The organism is Afipia sp. Root123D2 (assembly GCF_001425835.1).
GTDB lineage: Bacteria > Pseudomonadota > Alphaproteobacteria > Rhizobiales > Xanthobacteraceae > Afipia.
In genome coordinates this window covers 491223-503807 of record NZ_LMDP01000002.1, presented here as the reverse complement: position 1 = coordinate 503807, position 12585 = coordinate 491223, and the positions used below count along the sequence as shown (strand labels likewise).

At 62.5% G+C, this 12585-nt stretch carries 13 protein-coding genes; 9 read left to right on the top strand and 4 right to left on the bottom strand.

What is annotated here, in order from left to right; translation table 11 throughout:
* Positions 1–4: 4 nt before the first annotated feature.
* Both queE and ASC80_RS11490 read right to left on the bottom strand, forming a co-directional pair.
* Entirely contained in the window at positions 5–634 is a 630-nt protein-coding gene (queE, locus tag ASC80_RS11495; RefSeq protein ID WP_056296949.1) for a 7-carboxy-7-deazaguanine synthase, read from the bottom strand.
* A 27-nt stretch (positions 635–661) separates the two neighbouring features.
* Positions 662–1153 carry a tRNA (cytidine(34)-2'-O)-methyltransferase gene (locus ASC80_RS11490; protein ID WP_056298785.1) on the bottom strand — a complete coding sequence of 164 codons (492 nt, stop codon included), beginning with the start codon at positions 1151–1153 and terminating at the stop codon, positions 662–664.
* 275 nt (positions 1154–1428) lie between these two features.
* Between ASC80_RS11490 and petA the strand changes: the two genes are divergently transcribed.
* The 5 genes from petA to ASC80_RS11465 all read left to right on the top strand — a co-directional run bounded on the left by petA (position 1429) and on the right by ASC80_RS11465 (position 7394).
* Entirely contained in the window at positions 1429–1956 is a 528-nt protein-coding gene (gene petA, locus ASC80_RS11485) for a ubiquinol-cytochrome c reductase iron-sulfur subunit (protein WP_056296946.1), read from the top strand.
* A 33-nt stretch (positions 1957–1989) separates the two neighbouring features.
* The gene (locus ASC80_RS11480) at positions 1990–4053 is read left to right on the top strand and encodes a cytochrome c1 (RefSeq protein WP_056296943.1); all 2064 of its coding nucleotides are present in this window, start codon (positions 1990–1992) and stop codon (positions 4051–4053) included.
* A 151-nt stretch (positions 4054–4204) separates the two neighbouring features.
* The gene (locus ASC80_RS11475) at positions 4205–5146 is read left to right on the top strand and encodes a bile acid:sodium symporter family protein (protein ID WP_056296937.1); all 942 of its coding nucleotides are present in this window, start codon (positions 4205–4207) and stop codon (positions 5144–5146) included.
* A complete protein-coding gene (locus ASC80_RS11470) occupies positions 5143–6120 on the top strand; it encodes an SDR family oxidoreductase (protein WP_056296935.1) in 978 nt (325 codons plus the stop codon). The genes ASC80_RS11475 and ASC80_RS11470 overlap by 4 nt, the downstream gene beginning before the upstream one ends.
* Positions 6117–7394 carry a flavin-containing monooxygenase gene (locus ASC80_RS11465; protein WP_056296931.1) on the top strand — a complete coding sequence of 426 codons (1278 nt, stop codon included), beginning with the start codon at positions 6117–6119 and terminating at the stop codon, positions 7392–7394. Before ASC80_RS11470 ends, ASC80_RS11465 begins: the two co-directional genes overlap by 4 nt.
* Before the next feature lie 90 nt (positions 7395–7484).
* On the opposite strand, the gene ASC80_RS11460 is transcribed toward ASC80_RS11465, so the two are convergent.
* On the bottom strand, positions 7485–7982 hold the full coding sequence (locus ASC80_RS11460) for a YbhB/YbcL family Raf kinase inhibitor-like protein (RefSeq protein ID WP_056298782.1): 498 nt from the start codon (positions 7980–7982) through the stop codon (positions 7485–7487).
* A gap of 339 nt (positions 7983–8321) precedes the next feature.
* Here ASC80_RS11460 and ASC80_RS11455 point away from each other — a divergent pair, with 339 nt between their 5' ends.
* Genes ASC80_RS11455 through ASC80_RS24405 form a run of 4 tightly spaced genes read left to right on the top strand, consistent with a single transcriptional unit; the run spans position 8322 to position 11841 of the window.
* Positions 8322–10484: an anthranilate synthase component I gene (locus ASC80_RS11455; RefSeq protein ID WP_056296928.1), complete on the top strand. Its 2163-nt coding sequence runs from the start codon at positions 8322–8324 to the stop codon at positions 10482–10484.
* 17 nt (positions 10485–10501) lie between these two features.
* Positions 10502–11041, top strand: a complete 540-nt coding sequence (locus ASC80_RS11450; RefSeq protein WP_056298779.1) for an adenine phosphoribosyltransferase — start codon at positions 10502–10504, stop codon at positions 11039–11041.
* Positions 11042–11050: 9 nt separating this feature from the next.
* On the top strand, positions 11051–11698 hold the full coding sequence (locus ASC80_RS11445; protein ID WP_244487254.1) for an SDR family NAD(P)-dependent oxidoreductase: 648 nt from the start codon (positions 11051–11053) through the stop codon (positions 11696–11698).
* Complete coding sequence (locus tag ASC80_RS24405) at positions 11695–11841, top strand: hypothetical protein (protein ID WP_244487253.1); 147 nt, start codon at positions 11695–11697, stop codon at positions 11839–11841. The genes ASC80_RS11445 and ASC80_RS24405 overlap by 4 nt, the downstream gene beginning before the upstream one ends.
* Positions 11842–11847: 6 nt before the next feature.
* Here ASC80_RS24405 and ASC80_RS11440 read toward each other — a convergent pair whose 3' ends face one another.
* The gene (locus tag ASC80_RS11440) at positions 11848–12516 is read right to left on the bottom strand and encodes a P-loop NTPase family protein (RefSeq protein ID WP_056296927.1); all 669 of its coding nucleotides are present in this window, start codon (positions 12514–12516) and stop codon (positions 11848–11850) included.
* Between the last annotated feature and the right edge of the window lie 69 nt (positions 12517–12585).

Sequence of the window (12585 nt, the reverse complement as noted above, 5' to 3'; positions counted from 1 at the left end):
GGTCCTACCTGATACCAAGAGATTTGTGCGTCTGGATGCTGAGACGCCATTGTGGATGGCGAAGACAGTACGCGATCGCGCGCTCGGTGCTTTGCGCTATGTCAGGTCCGTCCATCGGCTGCAATGAAAACCGTTCGAAATCGAGATCCGCAAATTGCTCGGGGAGAGCGTTCGCTTGCGGATAAACGAGTTTGAGTTCGTGGCCTTTGCGCACGATCAAATCCGCGCCGGCCTTTGGGCTCACGCAGATCCAGTCGAGACCGGGCGGCGGCGCGATGGTGCCGTTGGTCTCGACCGCGATGGTGAAATGGCGGGCATGGAGCGCGTCGATCAGCGCAGCGTCGATTTGCAGCATCGGCTCGCCACCGGTCAGCACGACATAGCGATTGTCGCCGCCGGTCCACTGTGCGGCGATGGTCTCGGCCAGGTCATCGGCCGAGACGTAGCGTCCGCCGAGCGTGCCGTCGGTGCCGACGAAATCGGTGTCGCAAAACTGGCAGGTGGCGGTGGCGCGGTCCTGTTCGCGGCCTGTCCACAGATTACAGCCGGCGAAACGACAGAACGCCGACGCGCGCCCGGCATGGGCGCCTTCGCCTTGAAGCGTCAGAAAGATTTCCTTGACCGCGTAGCTCAATCGTCCGTCCCCGCAGGTGTTTCGGGATTATTTTACCGCGTTGTGGCGGAGTCCGCTGGCGTTGCCTGTCGCCCCGCCGGTCTGCCGCAAGGCCTCACCTAGCGCCATGGCCACCGTCATGGCCACATTGAGCGAGCGCATACCGGGTACGATGGGAATGACCAGCCGCTGGTCGGCGGCTTCCACCACCTCCGCCGTCACGCCTGCGCTTTCACGCCCGAACAGCAGGATATCGTCGTCCTGATAGCTGTGATCGAGGTAGGAACGGGCCGCTTTTGTCGGAAATACGATGAGCCGCCCACCGTCGCCAGCCCGCCATTCCTCGAACCTGGTCCAGGAGTCATGGCGGGAGATTGTCACATGATCGAGGTAGTCCATTCCAGCCCGGCGAAAATGCCGGTCGCTGACCGGAAAACCCGCCGGCTCGATGATGTGGGCCTCGACGCCCAGGCATGCGCAGAGCCTGAGAATCGTTCCGGTATTCTGTGGAATATCCGGCTGGAAGAGAGCAATACGCATTCCGGAACGGCCCTTTCGACCCGGCAAAATGTCGCGAAAAATCTTTGCCTTGTGTGGTTTTTGCGCGTCGCACGAAAGAGAGCCGATAGCGGGCTTGCGCTCTTCCGGCAAGGGTGCCAATAGATCGATTCTAGATCGCATGTTCCGCCCGGTTGAGTAGGACAAGTGATCGTTTCTGCCACCGCGAGGCTCGCGGGACCGGCGGTCGAACCGGGCGCTTCCAGAGCGTACCCCCGGGGAGGCCGCCTCGGCTGCAGTTCGGAAAGGGTTTTCAAGTGACGTCCTCCTCCTCGGCTGATCCGACACGCCGTGATTTCCTTTATGTCGCCACCGGAGCCGTCGCCGCAGTTGGCGCGGCGGCTGTGGCCTGGCCGCTGATCTCCCAGATGAACCCGGACGCCTCGACCATCGCGGCCGGTGCGCCGATCGATGTCGATCTCGCGCCGATCGCCGAAGGACAGGACATCAAGGTGTTCTGGCGCGGCAAGCCGATCTACATCATGAACCGCACCAAGAAGCAGATCGAAGAGGCGCGCGCGGTCAACGTGTCGAGCCTGCCCGATCCGCAGACCGATCAGGCCCGCGTCAAGGAAGGCCACGACCAGTGGCTGGTGGTGATCGGCATCTGCACCCACCTCGGCTGCATCCCGATCGCGCATGAAGGCAATTACGACGGCTTCTTCTGCCCGTGCCACGGCTCGCAGTACGACTCGTCCGGCCGCATCCGTCAGGGGCCCGCGCCGCTCAACCTGGCTGTGCCGCCTTACGCCTTCACCTCCGACACCAAGATCAAAATCGGCTGACGCCAGTCGCCTTCATATTTTCAGGATCGCATCATGAGCGGACCATCCAACTACAACCCGCAAAATCCAGCCTTGAAGTGGATCGAGCGGCGCCTGCCCATCGGCGGCCTGATTCATTCATCGTTCGTCGCCTATCCGACGCCGCGCAATCTCAACTACTGGTGGACGTTCGGCGCCATCCTTTCGATGATGCTCGTGGTGCAGATCATCACCGGCGTCATCCTCGCGATGCACTACACGCCGCATGTCGACTTGGCCTTCAAGTCGGTTGAACTGATCGTCCGCGACGTCAACTACGGCTGGCTGCTGCGCTACATCCACTCCAACGGCGCGTCGATGTTCTTCATCGCCGTCTACATCCACATGTTCCGCGGCCTCTATTACGGGTCGTACAAGGAGCCGCGCGAGGTTCTCTGGATTCTCGGCGTCATCATTTACCTGCTGATGATGGCAACCGGCTTCATGGGCTACGTGCTGCCGTGGGGCCAGATGAGCTTCTGGGGCGCCACCGTCATCACCAACCTGTTCTCGGCCATTCCGTGGGTCGGCGACAGCATCGTGACGCTGCTATGGGGCGGCTATTCGGTCGGCAACCCGACGCTGAACCGCTTCTTCTCTCTGCACTACCTGCTGCCGTTCGTGATCGCGGGCGTCGTCGTCCTGCACGTCTGGGCGCTGCACGTCGCGGGCCAGAACAATCCGGCCGGCGTCGAACCGAAGACCGAGAAGGACACCGTGCCGTTCACGCCGTACGCGACCCTCAAGGACGCCTTCGGCATGTCCTGCTTCCTGCTGTTCTTCGCCTGGTTCATTTTCTACATCCCGAACTACCTCGGCGATCCGGACAACTACATCCAGGCCAACCCGGCCGTGACCCCGGCGCACATCGTCCCTGAATGGTACTACCTGCCGTTCTACGCGATCCTGCGTTCGATCCCGAGCAAGCTCGGCGGCGTCATCGCGATGTTCGGTGCGATCGTCGTGCTGGCGTTCCTGCCGTGGCTCGACAGCGCCAAGACCCGCTCGTCGAAGTATCGTCCGCTCGCCAAGCAGTTCTTCTGGATTTTCGTCGTCGTGTGTATCGGCCTCGGCTATCTCGGCGCCCAGCCGCCGGAAGGCATCTACGTGATCGCCGGACGCATCCTGACGTTCTGCTATTTCGCGTATTTCCTGATCGTGCTGCCGCTGCTCAGCCGGATCGAGAAGGCGCGGCCGCTGCCGAACTCGATCGCCGAAGACGTGCTGGCCAAATCGGGCAAGCCGGTGGTGTCGGCTCTGATCGCGCTCGCGGTCGGTGGAACGCTGATGCTCGGCGGCATGAACAACGCCAGCGCGGCTGACCACGGCGCCAAGCCACCGTCGCTGAACTGGTCGTTCGCCGGCCCGTTCGGAAAGTTCGACCAGGCGCAGTTGCAGCGCGGCCTCAAGGTCTACAAGGAAGTCTGCTCGGCGTGCCACTCGCTGGAGCTGGTGGCTTTCCGCAACCTCGCCGATCCCGGCGGCCCTGGCTATTCGGCGGCGCAGGCGGCGGCATTCGCCTCGGACTACAAGGTCCAGGACGGCCCGAACGACAAGGGTGAGATGTTCGAGCGCGCCGGCCGGCCGGCGGACTACTTCCCGTCGCCATTCCCGAACGAGCAGGCCGCACGAGCCTCCAACGGCGGCGCGCATCCGCCGGACCTGTCGCTGATCGCCAAGGCGCGCGGCTATGAGCGCGGTTTCCCGCAGTTCGTGTTCGACGCCTTCACGCAGTTCCAGGAGAAGGGCCCGAACTACATCGACGCGCTACTGCAGGGCTACGAGGAAAAGGCGCCAGCCGGCTTCACGCTGCCGGAAGGCTCGCACTACAACAAGATCTTCCCCGGCCACGCCATCAAGATGCCGCCGCCGCTCAGCGACGGTCAGGTGACCTACGATGACGGTTCGCCGGCGACGGTGAAGCAGTACGCGCAGGACGTCTCGGCGTTCCTGATGTGGACCGCCGAGCCGCATCTCGAGGCGCGCAAGCGGCTTGGTCTGCAGGTGATGGTGTTCCTGATCGCCCTGTCGCTTCTTCTGTACTTCACGAAGAAGAAGGTCTGGGCCAACGCTCATTGATCCGTCAGGCATCGACGATTTGCGAAAGGCCCGTTTCGGGGCCTTTTTGCTGTCGCCGGGCCTCTGTGCAGCGGGACTGTAGTGCGCCCGCCAAAACTGCTTTCTTCTTTTTCGGTTCATGCCTTAACCTTGCGGTAGCGGGGGCGGGGCAATGGCGGGCGGACCGGTCGACGATATTCTTCTGAACATCAATCCGACCGGGCAACTGGTGCTCGGCGGCGTGCTGGCGCTGATCATCTACGGCGTCGCGCTCGATCTGCGGGTGGATGACTTCGTCGAGGTGTTCAGCAAGCCGCTGGCGCCGATCTCCGGTCTCGTCGGGCAGTTGCTGATCCTCCCCGCCGTGACATGGGCGATCACCATGCTGCTCAAGCCGCAGCCCAGCATCGCGCTCGGCATGATGGTGGTGGCGGCCTGTCCCGGCGGCAACATCTCCAACCTCATCACCCATATGGCGAGGGGCAACACCGCGCTGTCGGTCAGCATGACCGGGATATCGAGCATGCTGGCGGTGGTGACCACGCCGCTCAACATCCTGTTCTGGGCCTCGCTCAATCCCGCCACCGCGGCGCTGTTGCGGCAGGTCAGCATCGAGCCGGTGTCGTTTCTCGGCTCGATTGTGCTGATCCTCGGCCTGCCGATGATCGCGGGCATGGCGACGGTGCGCTACTGGCCGCGGCTCGCCGACAAGCTGCGACGGCCGCTGCAAATCATGTCGTTCCTGTTTCTCGTGGTGTTCATTGCCGGTGCGACGCTCTCCAATGCCCGCTATTTGAGCGTGTTCCTGCGATCGGCGCTGCCGTTCGTCGTGCTGCATAACCTGATCGCGATCGGCATCGGCTGGGGCGTCGCCCGCGTGCTGCGATTGAGCGACTACGATACCCGTGCGCTGACTGTTGAAGTCAGCATGCACAATTCCGGTCTCGGCCTAGCGCTGATCCTCAATCAGTTCGACGGCCTTGGCGGCGCGGCACTGGTTGCGGCGGGATGGGGTGTCTGGCACCTGATTTCCGGATGGGCACTGGCGGCATGGTGGAAACGCCGCGATCCCGATCCCAAATTGCACAAGACAATGTCGGACACGGCAGCATGAACGCGATCGAGACCCTCAACGGCGGCGTTCTGGTCACCGGTGCGGCCGGCTTCATCGGCAGCGCGCTGGTCGCCGAACTGGCGCGCGAGGGCGAGGGGCACGAACGCGTCGTTGCGCTCGATGTACGCAAGGTCGCGCCGCAGGATCGTCTCGCGGGCGTGACCTATGTGACGGCTGACATCCGCGATCCGGTGCTCAAAGAGATTTTCGCTCGCTACAAGCCGCGCACGGTGGTGCATCTGGCCTCGGTCGTCGCCGTCGGCGGCGATCCGCAGCGCGATTGGGAAATCGACGTGCTTGGTACCAAGAACGTGCTGGAGGCGTCACTCGAGTCCGGCGTCGAGCATGTCATCGTCACGTCAAGCGGCGCGGCTTACGGCTACCACGCCGACAACCCGGTGCCGCTGAACGAGGACGATCCGCTGCGCGGCAACGTCGATTTCCCTTATGCGCGCAACAAGCGCGAGGTCGAGGAAATGCTGGCCGAGTGGCACGACCTTCATCCGCATCTGGCGCAGACCGTGTTCCGGCCATGCACGGTACTGGGACCGACGACCAACAACCAGATCACCGCAATGTTCGAGCGCCCGGTGGTGATGGGGCTGACCGGCACTCCGACGCCGTTCTCCCTGATCGCCGACAGCGATGTCGTCGCGGCGCTGGTGCAGGCGGTGCGGCAACCGAAGCCCGGCATCTACAATCTGTCCAGCGACGGCATGTTGAGCCTGCGCGAAATCGCGGGCCTCAACCACAAGCTCTATCTGCCGATCCCGCCGGGATTGCTCAAAGCCGCGTTGTGGCTGCTGAAATCGCTGCGCCTCACCAGGCTCGGGCCGGGGCACGTCAAGTTCATCCAGTATCGGCCGGTGCTGGCCAATCACAAATTGAAAACCGAATTCGGCTTCACGCCCCAATTCAATGCGCTTGAAGTGTTCGAGCGCTATCGCGCCGGCCGCCCGGAGCTGGACGCATGACGACGCTGGTCATCGGCATGGGGCCTGCGGGTCTGGCGGCAGTGAAAAGCCTCAAGGAGGCGGGCTTGCCGGTCGAAGCCGTCGAGCGCAACGCCGATGTCGGCGGCCAGTGGCTCTATGGCGCGCCGCCGAGCGCGGTCTATGCCTCGACCCATCTGATCTCGTCGAAGCGCACCACGGCGTTTGCTGATTTTCCGATGCCGGAGGACTGGCCGGCTTATCCGAGCCACGTTCAGGTCGGCGAATATTTCAAGGCGTTCGCGAAACACTTCGACCTCTATCCGCTGGTGCGCTTCAACACCGAGGTGCGTGCACTCGAACCGCAGGGCCAAGGCTGGCGCGCAACGTTCAGCGATGGTTCGTCGCACGATTACACCAACGTCATCATCGCCAACGGTCATCTCAGCGATCCGCTGCTGCCGAAAATCCCCGGCGATTTCAGTGGCACGGTGATGCACGCCAAGAACTACAAGACCGCGGATATTTTCGAGGGCAAGCGCGTGCTGGTGGTCGGCATGGGCAACACCGGCTGCGACATCGTCGTCGATGCCATTCATCGCGCCAAGCAGGTGCTGTGGAGCGTGCGCGGCGGCAATTACTTCGTGCCGAAATTTCTGGCCGGAAAGCCCGCCGACGAGGGCAACCACAAGCCGAAGCGTTTCGTGATTCCGAAAAACCTGCGTTCGTGGCTGCATGAGCCGATCCTGCGCTTTCTGGTCGGCCCGCCGGAACGCTTCGGATTGCCGAAGCCGACGCATCGTCTTTACGACAGGACACCGATCGTCAATTCGCTGGTGCTGCAGCATCTAGGGCAGGGCGATGTCGCCTTGCGCAAGCCGATCAAGGAATTTCGCGGCAATAGCGTCGTATTTGCCGACGGTCGCGAAGATGAGGTGGATCTGGTGCTGCTTGCGACCGGCTATGAGATCACGTTTCCGTTTCTCGCTGATCTCGATCCGCTCGACTGGCAGCGCGACAGGCGCGCACCGAAGCTGTTCCTGAATGTCTTTCCCGCGAAGGATAACGGCCTGTTCGTCGCCGGTCTGCTTGAGGGGGCAGGTGTCGGCTGGCCCGGCCGCGCGCTGCAGACTGATCTGATTGCGGCCTATCTCAAGGCGAAGGACGACAAACGGAGCGCGGCGGAGACGTTCCGCCGCGAGATCACAGCGTGGCATTCGGCGCCCGTCGACAAAAGTCGCGGCGATCACGGCATCTTCGTCGATTTCCTGCAATACAAGCGGGATTTGCAGAAGGCCATCGCGCGGTTGCGCTGACTTGGAGAGAAATCGATCTGGAATTGAACCGATCTGGAATTGAAAAAGGCTCCCGCGCGGGAGCCTTTTGTGTTTGCCGGTGCTTTCGCCTCAGCGCTTGAACAGCCCCATGATCGCGGCTTTCGCCAGCGTGTTGAAATGAAGCTGAAAACCGATCACCGCCGCCGAGGTGTCGGCGGTCGCGCTGAGTTTGTCGATCCCGACCGCATGGACGGTGAACAGATAGCGATGCGGATGATCCCCTTCCGGCGGGCAGGGGCCGCCATAGCCCGGCGCGCCGAAATCGGTACGCGTCTGCAAGGTGCCTGCGGGCAGGGTACCGCCCGCGCTGCCGGCGCCGAGCGCAAGCTCGGTCACCGAGGGTGGTATGTTGATCGCGACCCAGTGCCAGAAGCCGCTGCCGGTGGGCGCATCGGGGTCATAGCAGGTCACGGCGAAACTCTTGGTGCCGGCGGGTGCGCCTGACCAGCTCAATTGGGGGGACTTGTTGCCGCCTGCACAGCCGAAGCCGAAATCCGACGACAGAATGTGGTCCTTGCCCAGATAGTCGCCATCCTTGAAGCTGCTGCTTGTGACTGCAAACGTCATCATTTCTCTCCCGACAGTGAACCGGGCGCAGTTTAATCCGGATCGGCCCGGGCGCAACGGACATGGGCCTTGGATAAGGTCTTTGCAGGATGGCATTTGCAGGAATGTGCAAAACACCGCTTGTCCGGGCCGCGAAGTCCCTTGACATCACACTCGCCGGGTGATGATTTGCCCGCCATGATTATCGCCCGCCCAGCGCGACTCTGGTGGCCCACCTCCTGAAGGTGGCCGGTGCGATTCCATTTCTCAGCAATCGTCGAGGCCGTCATCGCAGAGCGACGGCCTTTTGCTTGTTTGTCCTGTGTGGCGTTCCTCACCCAAGTTTCGTAAGAGGATCAGATGAACAGGACGGTTTTTTCGCTTCCCCCGCATGAGGATTATCGCACTGCGCGCGGCCTCGATGTGTCGCGCACGGCCGAAGCTTTTACCGGTGGCGCCGCGCTCGACAAGCTGATCGAGCGGCTCGACAGCCGCCGCGGCGTGGTGCTGTCGTCGGGTACCACCGTGCCGGGGCGCTACGAGAGCTTCGATCTCGGATTTGCCGATCCGCCGCTGCGGCTGGAATCGCGCGAGACCAGTTTCACCATCTCCGCGCTGAATACGCGCGGCAAGGTGCTGGTGGCGTTCCTTGCCGCCACCCTGAACGAGCCCTGTGTGACTATCACCGGGACGACGCCGACCGAGATCACGGGCCATATTGTTCGTGGTGCTGCGCCAGTCGAGGAAGACCAGCGCACGCGGCGCGCCTCGATCATGTCGCTGGTGCGCGACATCATTGCCGCGCTGGGATCGTCGAACGATCCGATGCTCGGCCTTTACGGTGCGTTCGCCTACGATCTGGTGTTCCAGATCGAAGATCTGAAGCAGAAGCGCGCCCGCGAAGATGACCAGCGCGACATCGTGCTCTATATTCCCGATCGCATCCTGGCCTATGACCGCGCGACCGGACGCGGCGTCATCCTGAGCTACGATTTTGCCTTTAATGGCGTATCGACGAAGGGGCTCGATCGCGAGACGCCGGATAGCGTCTACGCCAAAACGCCGCGCCAGGGTTTCGCCGATCATGCGCCCGGCGTCTATCAGGCGACGGTGGAGAATGCGCGCAAGGCGTTCGCGCGCGGCGATCTGTTCGAGGCGGTGCCGGGACAATTGTTCGCGGAGCCATGCGAGCGCACACCGGCGGAAGTGTTCCAGCGTCTGTGCCGGATCAATCCGTCGCCTTACGGCGCGTTGATCAATCTCGGCGAGGGTGAATTCCTCGTCTCAGCGTCGCCGGAAATGTTCGTGCGCTCGGACGGGCGGCGGGTCGAGACCTGTCCGATTTCCGGTACGATTGCACGCGGCGCCGACGCTATCGGCGACGCCAAGCAGATTCAGGAGCTGCTGAACTCGCAGAAAGATGAGTTCGAGCTCAACATGTGCACCGACGTCGACCGCAACGACAAGGCGCGCGTCTGTGTGCCGGGTTCGATCAAGGTGCTGGCGCGGCGGCAGATCGAGACCTATTCAAAGCTGTTTCATACCGTCGACCACGTCGAGGGCATGTTGCGTCCGGGCTTCGACGCGCTTGACGGCTTCCTGACCCACTGCTGGGCGGTGACAGTGACGGGCGCGCCGAAATTGTGGGCGATGCAGTTCGTCGAGGACAACGAGCGCTCGTCGCGGCGCTGGTACGCCGGCGCGCTGGGCTATGTCGGTTTCGACGGCAGCATCAACACCGGCCTCACGATCCGCACCATCCGCATGAAGGACGGCCTTGCCGAAGTTCGTGTCGGCGCGACGCTGCTGTTCGATTCAGATCCGGTCGCCGAAGAGAAGGAATGTCAGACCAAGGCAGCGGCGCTGTTTCAGGCGCTGCGCGGCGATCCGCCGAAGCCGCTGTCGGCCTTCGCGCCGGATTCGACCGGCTCCGGCAAAAAGGTGCTGCTGATCGATCATGACGATTCCTTCGTGCACATGCTGGCGGATTACTTCCGTCAGGTTGGCGCCGATGTCAGCGTGACCCGGCACACCCACGCGCTCGATGTGCTGGAAAAGAACAAGTACGATCTGCTGGTGCTGTCGCCCGGTCCCGGCCGGCCGGAGGATTTCGGCATCGCCAATTTTATCGATGCGGCGCTCAAGAAGAAGCTTCCGGTGTTCGGCGTTTGCCTCGGCGTGCAGGCGATCGGCGAATATTTCGGCGGCCATCTCGGCCAGCTCGAACAGCCGGCGCATGGCCGTCCGTCGCGGGTGCAGGTCCGCGGCGGCACGCTGATGCGCAGCCTGCCGAACGAAATCGTCATCGGCCGCTATCATTCGCTCTATGTCGACCGCAAGGGTATGCCCGATGTGCTTGAGGTGACGGCCAGTACCGAGGACGGCATCGCGATGGCGATCGAACACAAGACGCTGCCGGTCGGCGGCGTACAGTTTCACCCCGAGTCATTGATGTCGCTGGAAGGCGATGTCGGTTTGCGGATTGTCGAGAACGCGTTCCGCCTCGGACAACCAACCAACTGAGAGCCTTGAAGCAAGCGATGAACCTTGAAACCGACCTGAAGGCTGCCGTCCGCACCATTCCGGACTATCCCAAGCCCGGCATTCTGTTCCGCGACATCACCACGCTGCTCGGCAACGCGCGGGCGTTCCGCCGTGCGGTGGATGAACTGGTGCAGCCATGGGCAGGATCGAAGGTCGATCAGGTCGCGGGCATCGAGGCGCGCGGATTTATCCTCGGCGGCGCGGTGGCGCATCAGCTCTCGGCCGGCTTCGTCCCGATCCGCAAGAAGGGCAAGCTGCCGCACACCACGGTGCGGATTGCGTACTCGCTGGAATACGGTCTGGATGAAATGGAAATGCACGCCGATGCCATCCAGCCCGGCGAGCGCGTCATCCTGATCGACGATCTGATCGCCACCGGCGGCACCGCCGAAGGCGCAGTGAAGCTGTTGCGCAAGATCGGCGCCGATGTGATCGCGGCGTGTTTCATCATCGACCTGCCGGACCTTGGCGGCGCGGCGAAACTGCGGGCGATGGATGTGCCTGTGCGGACGCTGATGACATTTGATGGGCATTGAAAGGCTGCGATGGATCTCGAGCTCAAAGGCAAGATAGCGGTCGTTACCGGCGGCACGCGCGGCATCGGCAAGGCGATTGCGCGATCGCTCGCGCAAGAGGGTATGGATGTCGCTATCATCGGACGCGACATCACGGCAGCGCGCGAGACGGCGCAATCATTGGCTGGTGAGACAGGACGCAAGGTTCAGGCTTACGCCGCCGATACCGGCAAGGATGACGCTGTGCGTGCGGCGGTGGCCGCGATCCTCAAGGATTTCGGGCGGATCGACGTGCTGGTGAACAGCGCGGCACAGCCCAGTGGACAGTCCAAGCCGCCGTCGCTCAGCGAGATCACCGACGACATGTTCTGGAGCGACGTCAACGTCAAGGTGATGGGCTATTTGCGCATGGCGCGAGAGATCGCGCCGGTCATGATGAAGCAGGGCTGGGGACGCATAATCAACATCAGCGGACTTGGCGCGCGGCAGACCGGTTCCACCGTCGGCAGCATCCGCAATGTCGGCGTCGCGGCGCTCACGAAGAACCTCGCCGATGAACTCGGCCCGCACGGCATCAATGTGACGTGCGTGCATCCCGGCCTGACTCGGACGGAAAAGACTCCCGGCGTTATCGCGTGGCGCGCCAGCACCGGACAGCGGACCGAGCGACGGCGATGAATAATCTCAATGTCATCCGCCATCTCGTCACGGCGGAGGAAGTCGCCCATGTCGTGACGTTTTTAGCGTCTCCGAAATCGATCGCGATCAATGGCGATGCGGTTGCTGCGGGCGGCGGCATTCCGGGAAGCATCTACTACTGAGATCGCTCACAATTTGTGCAGCATCAAGTTCAGTTCGATCTCGCGGAAATGAAGATAATTCGCGCGAATCCACTGATGCAGCTCGGATGAATTGTCCTTGGTCGAGCGCAGATAATCGGTGAACGAAAACGTCGTTCGTCCGACAATCGATTTCAGGAATGCCGGCAGCGCGGCAACCTTCAGCGATCGCACCTCGGTGAACATCGGCAGGGTCTCGCCCCACAGCACATGCTCGTTGTTGACCGGAATCAGCGCGCGCCGCGGAAATGTCGTGCGCAGCATGGTCCATGCCTGCGACGACGGCCGCGTGGCATCGGGAATGAAAAGCACGATCGGATCGACGTTGCGCCGATCGGCTTCCTTCATGAAGCCGATCTCGTCGATCATCTTGAAGAAGTCATCGAAGGCGTGGAAACCGAGGTCGACGATCTTGGGAATGCCGTCGTTCACGATCAGCCGGTCCATCAACACCATCTGGCCGTGAGTGTCGGAGATTTCCGCCGTCTCCGTATGGCGCGGTTGATAGTCGAGCAGCGAGGGTTCGCGCAGGTTGATGTCAAACGCCGTGACCGCCCCTTTTTGCAGCTTCTGAAATTCGGTCAGCAGCCGTGCGATCAGGGTTTTGCCGACGCCGGGGCGCGGGGAGCAGGCGATATAAACAGGAGTGCGTCGCATCGGATGCCAGCTACAGCGTTTTCGAGCGAAATGGAAACCGGTTCGCGTGAAGAAAACGCGTCAACACAA